Here is a 20457-nt window from a genome sequence, read left to right as displayed (position 1 = left end):
ATCTTTGTAGGGGTCCAGTTTTGAAGGACGTATAGGTCTTTTGCTGTAGATTGGTTTTTTAATTTGACCTCGTAAGTACTGTCTAACGGTGTTACGTGATAGGCCCAGTTCTCTTGATATACGACGAATACTCATGCCTTGTCGTTTTAGTACGTGTATTTCCACTGCAAGCTCCTGAGTTAACATGTCATCGATACCACACACTTAAGCTTAAACGGTGGTATTTTACTCAGGTGGGTCAAAATTCGATTGCTGCTAGTGGGTCAGTTTTACATTGCTGCTGACATTACATGACGAAGAATGCGGCTGGTTTGATAAAGAGGTCATATGTGACATGCTCAAACTAACAGAAAATCACATTAATATTCAAATATACCGTTTTCGCAAACAACTTATAAAGTTACTGACAGATGCTTCAGTACTTGTTACGCCCATTATTGAGCGAAGAAGGCGAGAGCTTCGATTTACTTGCAAAGATGTTATAATTAGAGGTAGTATAAACTCAGAGTCTGAAAAAACCAACCATCACGTAGAGCTGTCCTAGCGCTTTAAAACACTCACTGTTCAAATTTAGTATACCCTTCATATTGCCTATAACTTATGATTTTAAGCATAAAAAAAGCTGCGTCAAAGACGCAGCCATAATTATTAGTAGCTTGCTACAAAATTAAAGTTCTGAAAATAACTCTTCAGCTGCTTTCTTCTCAGAAAAAGACCGGTTTGAATCCAGTACTAATTTCAGCTCTTTTTTAGCTTGTTCTTTTTTACCAGCCTTTACTAAAGCCACTGCATAGTGATAGCGAATATCAAGATTATTTGGAGCGGCTTTTGCGGCATTTGTTAACAATTCAAGTGCTTTGTCGTGTTGATTATTATTCAATAAAACCCAGCCATAAGTATCAGCAACTTCAGGGCTATTAGGCATCGCTTTATGGGCTTTTTCTGCATATTCAAGTGCTTTTTCCTGTCCTTTATCCAGGTAAAACCATGCCAGGTTATTAAGTGAAGTTACATCATCAGGCTCTTTTTTCAAGATTTCTTCATATTGCTTTATTGCACCATTAATATCACCATTATTTTGTAAGTGCTGTGCATGCAAAAGTCGAATAGAAACAGTATCAGGCCACTTTTTAAGGCTATCTGCAAAAAGTTTCTCTACCTCTTTTTTCAATCCATGACTATTAAAGAATGGATAAAGCCTGGAAACCATGCCTACTTCAGCCAATTCATCTAGCATTGGTTGATAGATTTCTTTCGCTTTATCATCTTGTTTCGCATTTAAATAAGCATTGGCTAGTATTATTTTTGCAGCAGGACTATCCTTTTCACGCGCGACAATATCTTTAGCAATGACTAATGCCTCATCAAAACGTTTTTGCTGACTCAATAAGCGCAATTTAGCTATTATTAGCTGTTTATCCTTTGGCTCACGACGTAACGCTGCATCTAATACATCTAAAGCCGCTTTTTTATCGCCTTTTTGTAAATGGTATTGCATCAACTGGTTAATATAGCCTTTATTATCAGGGGATAAAGTGACTAACTTTTCCAGTAAGTACTGAGTGTTGGTGTCATCATTTGAAGCACGGGCAACACGCGTTTGCAGCTCAATCACAGCAAGCTGATCGCCATAATCATCGGCTAGACGACGAGTGACTCGCTTGGCATCATCCAATCGCTTGTAATTTAAATAAGCGTCAGCCAACATGACTTGAGTGCGTAAGTCTTTCTCATTTGCCTTGTTCGCTTTTTCCAACCAGCTTATAGCTGCCTTTTCATCTTTTGCTGATGAAGCAACAGCACTCAATGCAAAGTAGGCAGGTAAATATTTTTCGTTAACCGCTATGGCTTGTTGATAGTACTCTTTAGCAGCATCTTGATCGCCTTGTGTGTAACTAAGACCAGCTAAACCCATCAACGCAGGAATATATTTCTTATCCTTACTTAGTGCCTGTTGGAAACCTGTTTTCGCTTCATCAAAGCGCCCTTGTACCTGGTGTAATAGCCCTTGTAAATTATAATACATAGGGTTATCTGGCCACTGCTTAATACGCTTGGTTACAAGACTTTCAGCTTCTTGGTATTGTTTGCCTTGAATATAGGTACGAACCAGTAGCAAATCCGCGTCATTGGGTTCTTCAGCCTTTGCCGATAATTCTTTTAACTCTTTAATGGCACTTTCTGTATCACCTGAAAATAAGTGACCAACAGCCACCTGAGCCTGTAATCGTGCTATATTAGGTTCCAGCTCCAGCGCTTTATCTAAATAATGCGTAGCTTTTGCATAGTCTTTGGTTTTCATATAAGCATTGCCCAGCAATGCATAAACACGCGCTTGATGTTTACCCTCTTTGGCAGCCAGCTTTTCAAGTAACGTGATCGCACCTTGATGGTTTTTTTGTTTAACCAACACTTGTGCTAATAAAATATTTGCACCGTCATTGCCTTTGATATAGCTGGTATACTGCTCAAGCTGCTCCAATGCTTGTTGGTAGTTTCCTAAACCATAATGCGCAATGCCCAATAAATACATCACAGGTACAAATTGCTGACGCAGTCGAAGCACTTTGTCACCCGCTTCCCGTGCTTTTTCATACTCACCCTGTTTAAGATAGACTTTAGTCAGCGTAAAGTTTGCCTCTGGATGCTCTGGTACTTTTTCAAGCACGATATCCAGATCCGCTTTGGCTTCATCTAATTTATCAGACAGCGCATAGGCATCTGCTCTTTTTATGAGTGCATTGTAATTTTCAGGTGCTAACTTAAGTACAGCATCCAGGTCATTGATAGCATCAGCATAACGCTCTTGCCGTGTAGCAATCTGGGCTCTCAAAATCAAAGCATCAGGGTTTTCAGCTTCAGCCTTTAATATTTTTTCCAGGCGTTTACTGGATTCCTCAATGTTACCTTCTCTAAAATCGACTTTTGCCAAGCCTAAACGTGCTGAAGGCAAATCTTTACTTTTTAGGGCTTTTTCAAAAGCTTCTCGGGCATCAGCATACATTCCCTGCCCCATATACGCATAGCCATGAATCAGCAAGCCATCAGGTTGATGTTCAGCATCAATAGCTTCAAGATCCGCAAGGGTGATGGCTTCTGTAAAACGTCTTTGTAATAAATACAGTTCAGCTAAGCTTAATCTGTCTTCCAGCTCAAGCTCACCCAACTTTTTAGCCCGCTCAAATTCTTTTACCGCTGAGGGTAAAATACCTTGCTTTAAATAAGCTCGGCCAAGCAATGCACGTGCTTTTGCATCTTCAGGGTTTTCTTTAAGCACATTTTTCAGCTGAATTTCTGCAGATTTATACTCACCCTTATCATAATACTGTTGTGCATCTTTCAAGTAATCTGCGGCAAGTCCACTTAAGGGTAAGGTAACACCTAGACAAAGTGAACAAAGTGACAATCTAATCCTATTGAGTGTTTGCATTACACAGCTATCCTTCTTCATAGGTACAACAGTTATTCCATAATTCCATACTTGTGCATCAGCGAATAAAGTGTTGGCCGAGTGACACCTAATAAATCAGCGGCTTTAGAAATGTTATTATTGGTGTATCCAATGGCTCGATTAATCACTTCTTTCTCTGCTTTTTCTCTGACTTCTTTCAAGTTAAATGGAAAGTTTTCAACCTCAATGTCTTCCAGCTCCAAGTCTTCACGTGTCAGCAGTTTGCCATCAGCCATCACCACTGCTCGCTTTAACCGATTTTCTAATTCTCGTATATTGCCAGGCCACCGATAACTGGCAAGCGCATCAAGTGCATCATTCGTGAACCCTTTCAAATTGCGCTTGTGCTGTTCACAATACTTTTGCAATAACATACGTGCAAGGATGATTGGATCACCCTCACGCTCTCTTAACGGTGGAATTTTAAGCGTTATTTCACTAATGCGATAATACAGGTCTTCGCGAAAACGTCCGTCTTCAATCAATATGGGTAAATCCTGATGGGTCGCACATATCACACGCACATCAACAGGAATTTCTTCTCTACCCCCAACGCGCTCAATCACTCGCTCCTGTAAGAAACGCAATAGCTTGGCTTGCAAGGCCATGGGTAAATCGCCTACTTCATCTAAAAAGAAGGTACCTCCAACGGCATACTCAATTTTACCCTTTGTCTGCTTAACAGCACCGGTAAATGCGCCTTTTTCATAACCAAACAGTTCACTTTCAAGTAAGTTTTCAGGGATAGCCGCACAGTTAACCGCTACAAATGGTTTATCCTTTCGCTCACTCATATTATGCAGCGCTTTGGCTAGCACTTCTTTACCTGTTCCACTTTCACCTAGTAGTAACACTGTGACATCAGTGGGGGCAATTTTTTCAATACTGCGAACAATTTTTTGCATACTTTGGCTACAAGCAATAATGCCTTGTAATGCCTCATGCTCTTCACGTGCGACCAAAATACGGTTTTCAGTTTCTAATTCATGCAGGTGAAAAGCACGCTCGATGATCATCCCCAGTACATCAGTATCAATCGGCTTTTGGTAAAAATCATAGGCACCGAGAGCAATGGATTTAATGGCATTTTCCCGATCATCATTACCCGTCACAACAATGACCTTGGTCGTTGGCGATAACGCTAAAATTTCTTCAACGGTTTTTAAACCTTCACTGGCATTTGCAGGGTCTGGAGGTAGACCCAAATCAACCGTGACCACTTGTGGCTCGGCACGGCGTAAATGTTTTATGGCTTCATTTCGATCACCACAAATAATGGTTTCATATTGTTCAAAACACCATTTAAGCTGTTTTTGAAGGCCAGGGTCATCTTCCACAATAAGTAAGGTTTTTTTCAAACCTGACATGCTTGCTCATCCTCCATATTTTTAGTGCCTGCTTCCTGTTGATCAAGGTGAAGGGGTAACCGCAAAATAAACTCTGTACCCTCTCCTGGCACACTGGTCACATTCATTGAGCCGTTAAGACCTTCGACAAACGCTTTACTATCAAATACCCCAATACCCATTCCGGCATTACCCTTTGTGGTATCAAATGGCTTAAAAAGACGATCTCGAATAAAGGCTTGGTCCATACCACAGCCATTATCCGCAATCGAAATGACTGCTTCATGTTGATCTTGCGTCAGTCGCAGCCGAATCCACCCCGTATTTTCTGTTGCATCCTGGGCATTTTGTAATAAGTGCCCCAGCACTGAGACCATTTTTTCTCCATCAAGAACAGCCTTAAGTGGCTGACTAGCCGATTCAAGTGTTATGGCTGGCTGGTTATTCGACTGCTGTTTAACGGCCGCTTCTGCTAAATCATTTAGATCAACCAATGCTTTAGCAGAACCCGATACTTTGCCTTTACGTAATTGCTCTAATAGGCGGTTCATTTTAGCTACCGCATTCGATAGCGTATCAATCGCATCATCAATAAATTCAGGATTACGCTTATGCTTATCCGCATTTGTCACAATCAACGACAGTTGTGCTACAAGGTTTTTCAAGTCATGTACAATAAACGCCGAAAGTCGGTTATAAGCCTCAAACTGTCGTGCATTGGCCAGCTCTTCACTGGCATCCACCAATGCCAAATAGTTGGTTAACTGATAACCAATCATTTTCAACAAGTCATGGTCTTCCCAGTTAACGGTTCGAGGTGCACGCGGTTGAGACAAAACAATAAAGCCATAGAGATCATCATGATTAATCAGTGGCACAATTAACCAATGTGTAGTCTGTTGGGTAAACCACTCAGGTAGCACAATACCGTCATAAAGCGACTTATTGTCATCATATTCATGTTTATTGATAACCCAGCGCTTTTGTAATAGGAAAGGAATCAATTCACCTTGAAGTGTTTCATAACAGTCTTCAGGAAGAGGTAAGTTCCAGGCAAAAACGGGCCGATAAACACCTTTTCGATTTTTTTGCCACAACACGCCTGCAGGACTATCAACAGTATCCGCCATTACCCTAATACAACGCTGTTGTAAAGGCTCAGCAGGCTCATTGGAGACCAGCGCATTATTCAACCGCAACCACTCATCACGGTAGTCATATTTAAAGTGAAAAAAATGCTTATTCACTAACACTTTAAATTTAGAGCGTACTTGTGCAGATAACAGCAGGACTAGCAGACTTACAGTAGCAAGCGTTATAAAAACCGCCAGTAAGACCTCACTCCATTGCCCACCAAAGTCTCGAATATAAAATCCTGCAATGGCCATGAGCAACAGATAAAGGCCAGTAATGACCAATACTGACGTACTATAAATAATCCTGCGAGAGACAAACACTTCTAACGCCCAGTTTGGATTTCGGGCAGAAGATAAGCCAATTAATGGCACTACAAACGCTAAAACCCACCCTCTAGCATTCCACAGTGCTAAGTTAATATGGCTATACAGAAGGGCTTCTGCATAAAGAATAAAGTCAAACGCAAATGTGGCTGCCAAACCAAGGTAAATATGCTTTACAGCCCAGCGTTTAGAGACTTGGGTATTACGGTAAAGCTGCTCAAGTAAAAACAGCCCAATAATTGAAACCCCGAGGTGACCAATAATTCGCCAGTCGGCCTGGCTATACACCTGAGCCCATAACTGCAACTCAGGACTTAATTCATAGCAAAACAGGATCAAGCCTGTAATCAATACAATTGACTTACCATAGCGGAACAGTTTTCGACTCTGTAATTCAGTAAAAGCAAGCAGTCTACTGAGAAACCATAACCACACAAAGCTCCGCAGGAGTTCAATAGGCAAGCTATCGACTAAAAACCAACGTTCATGCCAGTTTACCCAAACAACGGAAATTGCCCAAATGGTGGTCGTCGCTGTGGCAACCAGTAACAAGCCCCCTAATGATCGTCCTCGCAAACTGGTGCACAACAACAAGCTTAATACAAAATAAGCTAATGCTGTCACGCTGTAACTAAACAGACCCAGATAATCCATCAAAGATACCTAGCCAATTATATCTTCCATCGTAGTCCCAGTAATAATCCGTCACTGGCACTGAATTTATTTTCTGCAATTAAATAAAGCCTTAACATCAAGCTAACCATGTGTCGTACATTGTTTAGCTAATAATTCAACCCCAAAAGCAACATTAGCTTGACTGCTTAAAGGGTAAGCAACCCTTACCTGAAAAAAACAAAAGCAAGTAATGTTGACGCAATAGGCAGGAAAAAAGGCTCTACATTACTGGCCTAACCCCATCCACAGTTTTATTAACACTCAGTGAAAGCATTAATGAAAATAATTAGGTTACTGCTACGTTATTAGGCCTAGTAATAACGCCCAGTTTAACAATTCACATTTGCTATTTCTGTGAAGGCCATAAGATAACGTCGAAAGAATAGAGCCTTTTAACGAGAACTTAATCACACTAATGATCGCTAAAACCACCCACTAAACTGGTTTAAGCAAAACAATTAAAGTTGCTTGCTTAATGGTCAAAAAGCATCCATCAGGATTCAATTAAGAAGATTCATTTAAAAACTAATAGACGGGATTGGAGGCTTTCTCAAGTGAATTGTATATTATTTTGACAGTTGACGGCTTCTGGGTGAGTTAGCACGCAGCTACCTCACCACTTCAATTTACTTTTCTCTTTAAGCAGCAAGCATCCTGTTAATCACCAAAGAATAAGGTAAAGCCCACTGCTCAGCATAAATAGGTCTAACCCTGCCAGGGTTGAAAATAATCTTTGGTATCCAGTGGCATGATGGATTTAGGCTGTCCAACGGGCTGCCCCATGTAAACAAAGCCTAATAGTTTTTCTGTATTGCTTAATCCTAGCCCCTGCTGCACATGCTCATGATAGCTAATCAGCCCTGTTCGCCACATAGCACCGACACCAAGCGCATATGCAGCAAGCAACATATTTTGTACTGCAGCAGCAGTAGACAATAGTTGCTCTAATTCAGGTACTTTGGCATGAAACTTTGGCGAACAGATAACAGCTACCAGCAAAGGAGCACGCAATGGTGCTTGTAGCAGTTTATTCTGTTCAGCATCTGTAATTTGAGGATTTGCTTGCTTAGCGGCAGCCACCAAAAGCTGACCTAGCTGACTACGCTGTTCTCCAGCAATAGTCAAAAAGCGCCAGGGCCTCAGCATCGCATGATCAGGTGCACGTAATGCTGCTTGGAAGATAGCCTCTAACTGATCTTCATTAGGGGCAGGCTCACTCAGACGAGGAAAAGAAACGCGGGTATGTAAAGCTGTCAGTGTGTCCATAGTTGTTCCAGTCAACTTAGCCTCTAGGCTGTTCTTGAGTACTCATAAGGTAAAACCTAAAGCAGCTCTTTAGGCTTTATTAGAGGTATATATACTTGCTAAATGAGATTTATTTTCATTTACATGACAGTCTATCGATTTTTTTAGTTTAAATCGACTTCCATTCCTTCTAGACTCAAGCTAGGATTAGTCAGTTTTGTGACATAAATAATATTGATAGTGTGAACCAAGCAAGCACTGCATGAAAATACATCAACTCCATCCCTGGCAAGTAACACAACCACAAGCGGAGGCTATTCAAAAATACCTGCGGGAATGGATAGTAACGGATAATCAAGTTCGTACTGTTCGCTTCATCGCTCGGGCTCAGTTTGCCTACAACCAACACAATGGTTGTGGTAGTGCTAAAGTCTCGCTGCTGTCATTGCCAGAATTGAAAATGGTTGAGCAATATGTGCTTTCTGAAAAGCTGTCTGATCCTTTGGCGCCTAACGTCTTTTCATTTTGCAAAGCACCGTTAATTGTCAAAGCGTTACAACAATTACAGCGAACACCAGACCTGATCATCTGTGATGGGCGTGGTTTAATACCACCAACCCGTTTTGGAATTGCAAGTCATATCGGCTTACTTACCAACACACCTACATTTGGTATCCGTTCAGCACCTCATAGTGAGCTAAGCCAGCGACTCGGTAAAAAGCGCGGATCATGGTTCCCATTAAAGACTGATGATTTATATCACAGTGCACTACTTCGAGTGTGTAACCCATTACCCCCTGTTTATATTTCAATCGGTCACCGTATTGATCTAAAAACCGCACTGAAGTACACCCTACTGTGTATCCCTGAAAGCATCGATAATACCCGTTTATCCGCCTTATATTGCCCGCAACCATTCGGTCTTGTGTTAACCAAACAATCACCTGAAACAGATGCAACCACAGCCATACAACAGTCAGCTTAAAACTAATCGGTCAGGAAAATAAAATGAGCGAGCATTAATACTTTATGATAAAGTCCGGTAAAAATTCCGGTTTTTGCCTACCTTGCTTGGATCTTCCTGCGTTCAATTTATAGCTTGCCATCATTAGGTTCGTGTAAAGGTGTTGCAGGGAACAACTTAAGAGCTAATCTGAATCCATAGTGATTCAATGATTTTGTAAGTCAGGCAAATCAATTAGTGATTTATAGTCAGCTCGCAGTATAAGTGCAGTTTAATTACCATGCAGAAAAGGATCAGTAGTACCACTCTGAGTCAAAGTCCTGCTATTCGCGACTATAACATTCGCATACTGGCTTATTTAGCCGCAGCGGTGATGATCGCAGCAGCCTCCTATACCAACCATCTGGCTCACAAAACCCTTTGGTTGCTTATCTATGCGCTGATATATCCTCATATCAGCTACCTGATTTCCAGGTACTTTGTCGTCAAACATAACTTCACGACAAGACGCATTTTACATTACATTGATGCTATTCACTGCGGCTTGTTGATAGGGCTGATCGGCTTTTCAGTGGCCTCTACAGTCATCTTCATCATCATGCTGGAGTTCAGCACCTTAATTTTTGCGGGCACACGCTTATTAGCCACCACTAACCTCTTCTTAATCGCGAGTGCCATGTTAGGCTACTTATTTGGGGGTAGTATGCTCGCCGCTGCTCCCCCCATCCTTGTCATTATCAGTAGCGGTATTAGTGGCGGCGTTTATATCCTGTATGTGGCTTACTATTTCTATGCTTTGTCTGTTGAGCTCAACCATGCCCAGGAAGAGGTTAAGCTGCTGAAAGAAAAAAATATGATCATCGCGAATAACCTACGCAAATACATCTCACCTCAACTACATCACCTTATTTTCTCGGGTAAGCGAGATATTCGGCTAGAAACCCAGCGTAAAAAGCTTTCTGTATTCTTTTCTGATATTAAAGGCTTCACTGAACTGTCAGAGGAAATGGAAGCTGAAGCACTCACTGATTTATTGAATAACTACCTCACCGAAATGTCCAAAATTGCCCTGCGTTTTGGCGGTACCATTGATAAGTTTGTGGGCGACAGCATGATGGTATTTTTTGGTGACCCTAAAAGCCAGGGTGCCAAAAAAGATGCCATTGCGGCAGTCTCTATGGCAATCGCGATGCGTAAGCATATGAAAGTGCTCCGTCAACAATGGCGCAGTCAAGGCGTTCGCAAACCGCTTGAAATCCGCATGGGAATCAATACCGGGTATTGTACCGTAGGCAACTTTGGCGCCGAGTCACGAATGGACTATACCTTGATTGGTAAGGAAGTTAACTTAGCCAGCCGCTTAGAAAGCAGTGCAGAGCCAAATGAAATTCTCATTGCTTACGAAACCTACTCTATGATCAAAGACGTTATTATGTGTCGGGACAAGGGGAAAATTTCAGTCAAAGGTTTTAGTCGCCCCGTACCAATCTATCAGGTTGTTGATTTTCGAAGAGACTTAGGTGCGAGACAAAGCTTCATTGAGCATGAAGTACAAGGCTTTTCCATGTATTTGGACACGGATAATGTTGAGCGCTACGACAAAGAAAAAATAATCAAATCCCTTGAAAAGGCCGCGCAAACATTGCGTGATCAAGTTATTATTTAAGGATTATTGGTTAATTTCATCTATTGCAAACCAAATTACTTATTAATCACTAGGGCTTGTTATGTCATTACTATTACAGCACTGATACTTCGTAGCCCTATAATCCCCATCAAAATGAATGAAGCTTTTTTCTTGAGTCATCGTCAACAAAAAAGCTCCTTAAAATTAGCCCGCGATCAGTGCCGTAACCCTTTACCTGTCCGTAATAAATGCAGGCAATAGTAACTGAGTACCGCAGCAAACCCCGCTAAAATAAGCATAGCCAAACCAATACTGATGCCATCAGAGTGACCTAAAATGCCATAACGAAATGCATTCACCATGTAGAGGATCGGGTTTGCCAAAGAAATATATCCCCAAAAATCCGGCAAAATATTAACCGAATAAAATACCCCACCTAAATAGGTTAAAGGGGTTAGAACAAAGGTGGGAATAATTGAAATATCATCAAATTTATCCGCATAAATAGCATTAATAAACCCACCCAGCGAAAATACAATGGCCGTTAATAATACAGCTAACATCGTTATCCAAATATTATGGATTGGCAGCGTTGTAAAGGCTAATGAGAGTAACGTGACGATAAAACCGACCGCTAAACCACGCGTCACTCCCCCCAGGACAAAGCCCGCTAATATAATGCTATTGGGTATAGGCGCCACCAAAAGCTCTTCAACACTGCGTTGAAATTTATTACTGAAAAATGATGATGCCACATTATTGTAGGCATTCGTAATCACCGACATCATTATCAGTCCGGGCACCACATACTCCATGTAACTGTAACCTTCCATTTGCCCAATGCGCGACCCAATAACCGTTCCAAAAATGATAAAGTACAATACCATTGTTATTGCGGGAGGAAGCAGCGTTTGAGGCCAAATACGCAGAAACCGCCGTACTTCTCGAATATAAATTGTGACAAATGCTGTCCAATATTGCTGCCACATCATGGCTACCACTCCTGAAATTAACGCTGCAAATTCTTATCAACTAAAGATACAAAAAGCTCTTCTAACCGGTTTGCTTTATTTCGCATACTAGAAATAGCGAGTTTTTGTGCAGAGAACTGATTGAATAATTCGTTTAAATCTTGCTCATGGTCCACATCTACTTCAAACGAATGATCATCCAACCGGCGGCAGGTATAACCTGACAGACTTAACTGATCAGGAAGCAGTGTAGTTGCGTCAAAAATAAAGGTTTGCATATGTAATGTGCGCAATAATGCTTTCATACTGGTATTTTGCACCAGCCGACCATGATCAATAATGGCAATATTACGACACAATTGCTCTGCTTCTTCTAAATAGTGTGTCGTTAAAATAATGGTGATACCCTGTTGGTTTATTTCCTGTAAAAAGTCCCACATCGAACGCCTAAGCTCAATATCAACGCCCGCTGTAGGTTCATCTAAAATAAGTAACTTAGGCTGATGAATAAGTGCTCGCGCGATCATTAAACGTCGTTTCATTCCTCCAGAAAGCAAGCGTGACTGTTCACCACGCTTCTCCCATAACCCCAGCTTGTGCAAATAATGTTCGGCTCGCTCAATAGACTCCTTATATGGAATACCGTAGTAACCTGCCTGCGTAATGAGAATATCCGCTGTTTTTTCAAACTGGTTAAAATTAAATTCTTGAGGTACTACACCTAGGTGCTGTTTCACTTTATTTGGGCTTTGATCCATATCATCGCCAAAGATTTTTACCTGACCTGATGTCTTATTTACCAGCGCACAGATAATGCCAATAGTGGTGGACTTACCTGCACCATTTGGACCTAGTAACGCAAAAAAGTCGCCCTGTTGCACAGCAAAACTGATTCCCTTCAGCGCCTGATGTCCATTGCTATATGTCTTGTGTAAATCAGTAATTTCAAGTGCGGTTGCCATAACATCTCTTTAGCCGGTTGCTGCAAAATCAATTAAAAGTAGGTATTGTATACTGCCTATTCACAAACACTAACCATTCATTTTACAAGGTATTTTAGGTTGTGTAGGCTCCATTCTTTAGGTGCTACTTTATTGTTGATTGATACACACTAATCAAACTCACCTTGTTTACAAGCTATGACAGAAAGAGGAAAACATTCCGCGTGACTGATTTGCAACTACCAGAACAGCTACAGCGCTTACTAAACCGTATTGAGCACGTAAAACAGTGCTTAGCACAACAACAGACGTTGTTTTCCAATTCTGATCAATATACAGCATGGCTGTCTCGTCTTGATGAATTAAAACAAGCCTTGTCAGATCAAACACCTGATGCACTGTTTCTGGGTCAAGAGATTATTAGCCAGCTCATCACCTACTACCCTCAACTAACGCCCCTCTTACCCCGTGACTTATTGTGGTTACTAGGTGGTGACTGTCTTCATTTTATGCCTGATGAAGAGATTCAGAAGTTTCAAATGCTCGAAGAACAGCGCTTTGCGGCTCAAGATGCAAAAGCCAGTTTTGACTGGGATGATGAGGTAAGTAAGCTACAACCAACTCAAGTGCCTACTTCACCAAGTGACTATCATTAATAATACAGCGACCACAAATATAACAGCGACTAAAATCACATAGCTTTGGCCTGGTATTCTTATACCCACACATATCCTTTTTCCTTAATAGCATGATGAATAGAGTAAAAGGATATGTGGGCAACGCTAAAAATACTCGCAGAACTCACCTATCATTCGCGCACATGCACGAGGCTGAGTCACCATAAAGAAATGATCACCACTAATGGAGCGAAACTGGGCATTTGGCATGAGCTGCTGCATCACTTTCAAATTAATTGAAGGTACCATCAAGTCATGATCACCCGCTAACAACAGTGTTTTAGTCTTAATTTTGCGTAACCAATAAGCACTGGTCCACCCCCACCCGGTGATTAACTGATACCAAAAGCCACGAGGCCCTTGCTGAGGAATAACCCATTGGCAACCAGCAGCCTGCTGGATGGATATTTTTTTCAGTGAACCCAACAATATGCCTGGTTTCAACAGCTTGAACAGTTCCATAGGCAAACCTGGTATCGCCACCATCCCCATAGTGGTTGCCGCTAATATCAGCTGTTTAACCCGTTGTGGATGATCATAAGTAAACTGTTGTGCCAGTGCGCCTCCCCAGGAGTAACCAATCACATTAACCTGCCCAAGGTTCAACTCATCGAGTAATTGCTCTGTTAAAAACGACAGTTGCGGAAATCGAGGTGGCATGAGTGGTGTCGGTGAACCTCCAACCCCAGGTATATCAAAGGTTATTAACGTTACATCATCTAAAGCTTGGGCAAAGGGTTGAGCAAACTCGAAACTGGTAGCAATGCCATTAAACAACAAGATAGGGGTTTTATGCCGGTTTCCTGGCACAATGCCAACCCGAACGCTATACCCTCCTATGTTTAAAAAATCAATTTCAAATGCTCTTTGACTCGTTTTATTTAGCGTTTCATCCACCATCGTTAAGCTCACAGCCGCGGCTTTGTACATAATAGCTACCTCAGTCAGTAACTATTCATGAACATAGGTGCCTGGTGCTATATCCAAAGCAGGGTAGGAAGCACTACCAAGCTGTTGTGGGGCCGGTACTTTTTCCGCCGAGCGCTGACTAATCCAGTCAATCCAATGTACCCACCAACTGCCACCTATTCGATGAGCACCTAGTTTCCATTCTTTAGCGGTTTTAGGGTGCTCATGATTTAAAAAGTAATAGCTTTTTTTATTGTCCGGTGGATTCAAGATACTTTGGATATGACCACTGTTACTCAGAACAAACTGACATTTTCCCCCAAACAAATGTGAAGAGCGATAACATGCTTCCCATGGGGTAATATGATCTGTCATGCCCGCCATGATATAGGTATCCACGGTAACCTGCTTTAAATCGATGGGCTGATGACATATTTTTAATAAGCCCGGTTTATGCAGTGGGTTCTCTTCATACATTTCAATAAACTCACCATGCAATTCAGCAGGAAGTCGCGTGGTATCATTATTCCAATATAAGACTTCATTGGCTGGGGGTTCATAACCAAGTAAGTAATTATTAACCCAGTAATGCCAAATCAAATCATTAGGACGCATCCAAGCAAATACACGGGCTAAATCTTTGCCTTCTAATACGCCACGTCGATGAGAGTAGCTTTTAGCCTGAGCCAGAGAACGATCTGTAGCAAACAGCGCAGCATCATTATCGATATTAAGATCCAGCACACTGACCATTAAGGTAAAACTATTTACTTTTGATTTATTGGCAGCGGCCAAATACCCTAACAAGGTTGCTGCAGTTATGCCGCCAGAGCAAGCGCCCATTACATTCACATCGTGGCTACCGGTAATTTCAATCACGGCATCCAGAGCATCTTCCAGTGCCACAACATAGTTTTCTAATCCCCAGTCGCGCTGCTCAATTTTAGGATTGCGCCAGCTGCAAACAAACACTTGCATCCCTTGCTGGGTGGCATGCTGGATAAAGCTTTTTTCAGGGATTAAATCAAAAATGTAATATTTATTAATCTGTGGAGGAATTAAAAATAGTGGCCGTTGCCATACCTCAGTCGTTGTAGGTTGATACTGCAACAACTCCAATAACTCATTGCGAAAAACTACAGCACCAGGTGAAACAGCAATATTTTCCCCCACACAGAATGCTTTCATATTGACCTGAGAAGGTAAGCCTCCATTGTGCAGCCAGTCATGCACAAAATGTCGTGCACCTTGCACTAAACTCACTCCAGAGGTTTCAACACAGCGCTTAAGGGCTTCAGGGTTTAGTAAGGTATTTGTTGGGGAACATGCCTCTGTAAGAATCGATAATATAAACGTCGCTCGGCGCCGATCACACTCAGTTAAATCGCTTTCCTCAATCCACTCATGAAGGCGGTGATGCCAGGCAAAATAGCCTTGCATTAAACGGCGGAAAAAAATACTGTCATACCAGGCCGCATCTTGAAATCGATGGTCACGTGCATCTGGCCGCAAACTGGAATTACCCAATAAAACCTGTAGCCAATCCCCACCTAAGCGTAATGTTTGCTGAAAAATACTCCGAGGATTGGACAAAGCTTGCTTTAGCATAACTGACAGGGTATCAAACACATCTTTGCTATGAATCCCAATGATTGGATTGGGACCAGCCATATTTTCATAATCAATATAGCTTTCTTGGTCCGCCTCATGATGAGCCAGAGTATTTTTTAACTGTCGTCGGAAACGTTTTGCAGCCTGGGAGTCATCATGCTCCAAATGGTCAATTGCCTGTGATAAATCTGCAATTTTTTGTGAAATATTTTCAGAAATATTTTTAGCGGCTTGAGCATCCATGTCAGTTCATGTCCTATTTTACAGCCTTGCCTACGAAAAACGTCTGACTCTACCGTCTTGCCAAGTTACCACCTACAAAGCAGGCTTATTTGTTATCCCAGCCAGACTATTGTGAGAATACGGCGATTGCAATTTAATGAAAGCGAATCCCTGAATTTAAAATTTGCTTGTCGATAGTATAAATGTTGACTATGTTTTCCACTAAGAACACTACACATCCTGTGTCGTATTCAGCGTAACATACCCCACTTATTCCCTACAACTGTGCAAGGTTAGGCATCACTTATGGCAAACCATAAAACTCCACAGTTTAAATTAACGCTCCTCCCGCAACGGTTATGGTTAGCAGGGCTTGGATCCTTAGTGTTATTTGGTAAAGCCGTTAATGAAGGGATAAGATTATTCCATTATTTAGCTGATCAAGGCGAAATTATCGAGCGCCGGGAACGAGATCGGCTGGACCGGCTCACTCATAGTTTTAAAAAGCAGACCATCGATAAAGTAGCAACGCTTGTGGAAAACAATCTAAATAGCAGTTCTCAAACTGAGTTTGACAAACTTAAACATGAACTTAACCTGCTAAGAAATACATTAGACACACTTAGAACACCTCAGTCACCAACAGGATCTCGTAAAGCCTCCTAGTTTATATTCGAGGATAAACTTTCAATTCAAGCATAATTAAATCCTTTTAATCGTTTAAAACTGATTATTCTACGCTCAATGAATGGTGTTGTGAGATTGCTCAATGCTGCGCCAATAAGTGGGATAATGTACTCGCAATATCTGGGTACTTAAATGTAAACCCTTCTTCTAACAGCCTTTTAGGAAGAACGCGTTGACCCTGTAATAACATTGCAGATGCTTCTCGCCCAAGCAAAAGTTCAAGCGCAGTGGCGGGAACCCGACAAAATGCAGGACGGTGAAGTACTTTACCTAACTGCATCGCAAACTCGGCGTTACTCACTGACTGTGGTGCAGTAGCATTGATCACACCACAAATATTTGGATTCTGTAGCAACCAGTCAATACATGCCAACATATCATCGTAATGAATCCATGAGAAAATCTGTTTGCCTGTACCAATCGGTCCCCCTAGGCCCAATTTAAAAGGGGGTAACATTTTTTGTAATGCACCACCATGACCAAGCACCACCCCCGTTCTCACACAACAGGTCGCAATTCCAAGCTGTCGAATCTCATCTGCAACCTGTTCCCAGGCGACGCATAGTTGAGCCGCAAAATCCTGACCAGGCTGAGAATCTTCAGTTAACTCTACTTCAGGAAGATGGAAGCCATAGTAACCAATCGCAGATCCGCTAATCAGCCGCTTGGGCATATAAGCAAGAGAAGTGACATATTGATATAAATGCTGAGTCACACCAACTCGACTGGCCAATAAGGATGCTTTGCGTTGCTCTGTCCAACGTTTATCAAGGATAGGCTCACCCGCCAGGTTAATAATTGCATCCCAATTTTCATCTTTGCCTAACTCATCCCAATGACTGAACCACCTAACTTGAGGCAACGTTTGCTGCCATTTCGATACATTTCGAGTCAGTACCGTTAAGCTCCAGCCTCTGGTCAGCCACTGCTTAACCAAGCCTTGACCAATAAAACCTGTTCCCCCAGTAATTAAAATCTGCATAGTCCACCCACAAAATAATTGTACAAAATTAAAATAATGTACAATATTATATATATTCTTATGACTTTGGTCTCAGTGCAACAGTTTCAAGACAAAATATTGCAACCAAGCAACATACTATAGAAGACACTTTCGTTTTAATCTTTTTATTTTTATCCATTTCAAAGGTGCTTAATTAACCCGTTTAACGTATCGACTCAGGCTATTACGCTAGCAATGCAAGCTAAAGCAGCATAACAAGTCATTATTAAGCACATTTGATTTGAAAAAAGTGTAATCCGCAATTATTTCACAAGGATTCTAAATGACATCATTGGTTTGGTTTCGAAACGATTTAAGAGTCCAAGACAATACAGCACTTTATCATGCCTCAATGCGTGGACCTGTAATTGCTGTCTATTGCCTTTATCCTGCTCAATGGCAACAACATAATGATAGTCCAAATAAAATCAAATTAGCTTTAGCTACCGTAAAAGAATTACAACAGCAATTACAGTTACTCAATATTCCACTCATTATTAAACAGCTGAATCACTTTGATGACACTGCCCAGTATCTTATGCATTTGGCGCTTCAGCTCAAATGTTCAGCTGTCACCTGTAATGAAGAGTATGGTGCCAATGAGCAAAAACGGGACCAACAAGTTGCTCAAATGTGTATTAGTCATGGACTTCAGTTTGAAGCTCATACTGATGCTGTCGTCTGCAAGCCTGGTTCATTGCTGACCAAACAAGGAGAGTATTACAAAGTATATAGCCAGTTTCGTCGCTCTTTTATTGCTGAGTTTTATCGCTCACCTTGTCACTTACTGCCAATGCCCCAGACGCAGCGCGCCATTACAGTCAATGTCCTGAGTGATGGTTTCGATGAAACATATACCCAATCTGCCGTAGATAACATCCTGCAATGCTGGCCACCAGGAGAGTCTGCCGCTCAGCAAAGACTTAACCACTTTCTTAGTGAAAAAGCTGTTAATTATAAAACCGATCGTGACTTTCCAGCCGTTACCGGCACAAGTCAATTATCGGCTTATCTCACACTCGGTATCATTTCACTCCGTCAATGCATTATTACCGCATTGCAGCATAATGAAGGCCAAATCGAGGGTGGGAATCCAGGTATTGAATGTTGGATTAATGAACTTATTTGGCGCGAATTTTATATTCACATTCTGTGTGGTTATCCTGCCGTTAGCAAACACAAACCCTTTAAATCAGAAACGGATAACTTAGCTTGGCAGCATGACACAGACCTTTTTCAAGCATGGTGCCAAGGCGAAACAGGCTACCCTATTGTCGATGCCGCGATGAAACAACTGGTCCAAACTGGATGGATGCATAACCGGTTACGGATGATAACCGCCATGTTTTTAACTAAAGACTTATTTATTGATTGGCGACTGGGTGAAGCTTTTTTTATGCAACACCTGGTGGATGGTGACTTGGCAGCCAATAATGGTGGTTGGCAGTGGTCTGCCTCAACTGGCACGGACGCTGCTCCTTATTTTCGTATATTTAACCCTACAACCCAAGGTCAACGATTTGACCCAGAAGGCACATTCATACGTCAGTATTTACCAGCTCTCGCTGACGTACCGAATAAACGAATTCATGAACCTTATAAAGGTTTATCCGCTGAAGAAGTGATTCCAGATTATCCTCGCCCTATTGTCGACCACAGTGTTGCCCGGGTACAGACCATCGCGGCGTTTAAGGAATTAGGCACATGAGTCTTGAACACTTTTTACAACAGTTTTTAACCACTTTTCAGCAATTAGGTGCTAATAACTTATCGCCTTTATCAACTTTATATACTGAAGATGTTGTGTTTTCAGACCCACTTGGCACCCATTTAGGATTAGACCAAGTAACACGTTATTTTGAAAACATGTATCAAGAGGTATCTTATTTGCAGTTTGAGTTCAAAGCTGCCTGGCTGGCCCCTCCTCACCATGTCACGCAACCTTGGAGAATGACGTTTCAACACCAGCGCTTACCGCAAAAAAGTATTAATGTAGAAGGTGTTAGCCTTCTACATTTTAATAACACTGGCTTGGTATCGCAGCATCAGGACTTTTTTGACTTAGGTGCTATGCTCTACGAGCAACTTCCTGTGTTAGGTAAACTCATTCGCTTTATCAAGAAAAAGGCAGCAGCATGAAGTTAAATGCCCCTTCGGCTTTGATAGCAAATGCCCTGCTTTTTGAGGTAGGCTGGTTTATTTGTGTGCTAACAGGTTCATTACCTGCGTTAATCTCAACATTAGTTATTTTGGTTATCCACTTCAAGTGGATTGGTAACTGGCGCACTGAGCGCGACATTATTCTGATCACATGGCTACTAGGCTCAGCACTTGATAGCTTTTTAGTGCAGATGAATATTATCCAGCTGCCGACCCCATCATTACTGATTCCATTATGGCTTAGTTGCTTATGGATCCTATTCGCAACGTTGTTAAATCATTGTTTAAAGTGGCTTCAGTCCAGGCCCTTATTGAGTATGGCACTTGCTCCCCCTTTCGCAGCATTTAGCTATTTTGCAGGAAGCCAGTTAACACTCGTCACCATTGATACCACAGGTTTAGTGACTATCGGTATTTGCTGGGCTGTTTTATTCCCATTGTTACTAAGTTTTGCCGAACTGTTTTCCAAAAAAAGTGCTCTGACAAAGTCATAATTAAAAAGGCTAGT

The 20457-nt window shown here is 41.7% G+C and carries 17 protein-coding genes; 7 read left to right on the top strand and 10 right to left on the bottom strand.

Annotated features, from left to right (window positions below; all coding sequences use genetic code 11):
- The 5 genes from F607_RS35440 to F607_RS0108790 form a co-directional block, all read right to left on the bottom strand.
- On the bottom strand, nucleotides 1-186 hold a 186-nt coding region (locus F607_RS35440), incomplete at its 3' end, for a helix-turn-helix domain-containing protein (RefSeq protein ID WP_027707802.1).
- A 481-nt stretch (nucleotides 187-667) separates the two neighbouring features.
- Nucleotides 668-3430, bottom strand: coding sequence for an XrtA/PEP-CTERM system TPR-repeat protein PrsT (prsT, locus tag F607_RS0108805; protein WP_027707800.1), 2763 nt, complete (start codon nucleotides 3428-3430; stop codon nucleotides 668-670).
- Nucleotides 3431-3462: 32 nt separating this feature from the next.
- Entirely contained in the window at nucleotides 3463-4818 is a 1356-nt protein-coding gene (gene prsR / locus F607_RS0108800; protein ID WP_027707799.1) for a PEP-CTERM-box response regulator transcription factor, read from the bottom strand.
- Nucleotides 4806-6911, bottom strand: coding sequence for an XrtA/PEP-CTERM system histidine kinase PrsK (gene prsK, locus F607_RS28820; protein WP_038290707.1), 2106 nt, complete (start codon nucleotides 6909-6911; stop codon nucleotides 4806-4808). The genes prsR and prsK overlap by 13 nt, the downstream gene beginning before the upstream one ends.
- 726 nt (nucleotides 6912-7637) lie before the next feature.
- Nucleotides 7638-8198 (bottom strand): nitroreductase family protein, encoded by a 561-nt coding sequence (locus F607_RS0108790; RefSeq protein WP_027707798.1) that lies wholly within the window; start codon nucleotides 8196-8198, stop codon nucleotides 7638-7640.
- Between the two features lie 241 nt (nucleotides 8199-8439).
- Between F607_RS0108790 and F607_RS0108785 the strand changes: the two genes are divergently transcribed.
- Nucleotides 8440-9162, top strand: coding sequence for an endonuclease V (locus F607_RS0108785; protein WP_027707797.1), 723 nt, complete (start codon nucleotides 8440-8442; stop codon nucleotides 9160-9162).
- Nucleotides 9163-9421: 259 nt separating this feature from the next.
- Entirely contained in the window at nucleotides 9422-10807 is a 1386-nt protein-coding gene (locus F607_RS0108780) for an adenylate/guanylate cyclase domain-containing protein (protein ID WP_038290704.1), read from the top strand.
- A gap of 176 nt (nucleotides 10808-10983) precedes the next feature.
- Here the strand turns inward: F607_RS0108780 and F607_RS0108775 are convergent, their stop codons facing one another.
- Both F607_RS0108775 and F607_RS0108770 read right to left on the bottom strand, forming a co-directional pair.
- Nucleotides 10984-11757, bottom strand: a complete 774-nt coding sequence (locus tag F607_RS0108775) for an ABC transporter permease (protein ID WP_420864430.1) — start codon at nucleotides 11755-11757, stop codon at nucleotides 10984-10986.
- Between the two features lie 20 nt (nucleotides 11758-11777).
- Nucleotides 11778-12701 carry an ABC transporter ATP-binding protein gene (locus F607_RS0108770; protein ID WP_027707794.1) on the bottom strand — a complete coding sequence of 308 codons (924 nt, stop codon included), beginning with the start codon at nucleotides 12699-12701 and terminating at the stop codon, nucleotides 11778-11780.
- A 203-nt stretch (nucleotides 12702-12904) separates the two neighbouring features.
- On the opposite strand from F607_RS0108770, the gene F607_RS28815 reads away from it, so the two are divergent.
- Nucleotides 12905-13336, top strand: coding sequence for a PA2817 family protein (locus F607_RS28815; protein WP_051311170.1), 432 nt, complete (start codon nucleotides 12905-12907; stop codon nucleotides 13334-13336).
- Nucleotides 13337-13462: 126 nt separating this feature from the next.
- On the opposite strand, the gene F607_RS28810 is transcribed toward F607_RS28815, so the two are convergent.
- The gene (locus F607_RS28810; RefSeq protein WP_051311169.1) at nucleotides 13463-14287 is read right to left on the bottom strand and encodes an alpha/beta fold hydrolase; all 825 of its coding nucleotides are present in this window, start codon (nucleotides 14285-14287) and stop codon (nucleotides 13463-13465) included.
- Between the two features lie 21 nt (nucleotides 14288-14308).
- On the bottom strand, nucleotides 14309-16120 hold the full coding sequence (locus F607_RS0108755; protein ID WP_211233618.1) for an alpha/beta fold hydrolase: 1812 nt from the start codon (nucleotides 16118-16120) through the stop codon (nucleotides 14309-14311).
- 285 nt (nucleotides 16121-16405) lie between these two features.
- Between F607_RS0108755 and F607_RS0108750 the strand changes: the two genes are divergently transcribed.
- Nucleotides 16406-16765 (top strand): phasin family protein, encoded by a 360-nt coding sequence (locus F607_RS0108750; RefSeq protein WP_027707792.1) that lies wholly within the window; start codon nucleotides 16406-16408, stop codon nucleotides 16763-16765.
- Nucleotides 16766-16865: 100 nt separating this feature from the next.
- Here F607_RS0108750 and F607_RS0108745 read toward each other — a convergent pair whose 3' ends face one another.
- Nucleotides 16866-17768: a TIGR01777 family oxidoreductase gene (locus F607_RS0108745; protein ID WP_027707791.1), complete on the bottom strand. Its 903-nt coding sequence runs from the start codon at nucleotides 17766-17768 to the stop codon at nucleotides 16866-16868.
- 304 nt (nucleotides 17769-18072) lie between these two features.
- On the opposite strand from F607_RS0108745, the gene phrB reads away from it, so the two are divergent.
- From phrB to F607_RS0108730, 3 genes are read left to right on the top strand one after another with little or no spacing between them, the layout of a single operon-like run.
- Nucleotides 18073-19497, top strand: a complete 1425-nt coding sequence (gene phrB / locus F607_RS0108740; protein ID WP_027707790.1) for a deoxyribodipyrimidine photo-lyase — start codon at nucleotides 18073-18075, stop codon at nucleotides 19495-19497.
- The gene (locus F607_RS0108735; protein ID WP_038290702.1) at nucleotides 19494-19928 is read left to right on the top strand and encodes a nuclear transport factor 2 family protein; all 435 of its coding nucleotides are present in this window, start codon (nucleotides 19494-19496) and stop codon (nucleotides 19926-19928) included. The genes phrB and F607_RS0108735 overlap by 4 nt, the downstream gene beginning before the upstream one ends.
- Nucleotides 19925-20443, top strand: a complete 519-nt coding sequence (locus tag F607_RS0108730) for a DUF2878 domain-containing protein (RefSeq protein WP_027707788.1) — start codon at nucleotides 19925-19927, stop codon at nucleotides 20441-20443. The genes F607_RS0108735 and F607_RS0108730 overlap by 4 nt, the downstream gene beginning before the upstream one ends.
- Nucleotides 20444-20457 lie beyond the last annotated feature (14 nt).

Source organism: Zooshikella ganghwensis DSM 15267 (assembly GCF_000428585.1).
In the GTDB taxonomy this organism is placed as follows: Bacteria; Pseudomonadota; Gammaproteobacteria; order Pseudomonadales; family Zooshikellaceae; genus Zooshikella; species Zooshikella ganghwensis.
The sequence above is the reverse complement of the archived record's forward strand: the minus strand, read 5'-3'. Positions and strand labels throughout refer to the sequence as shown.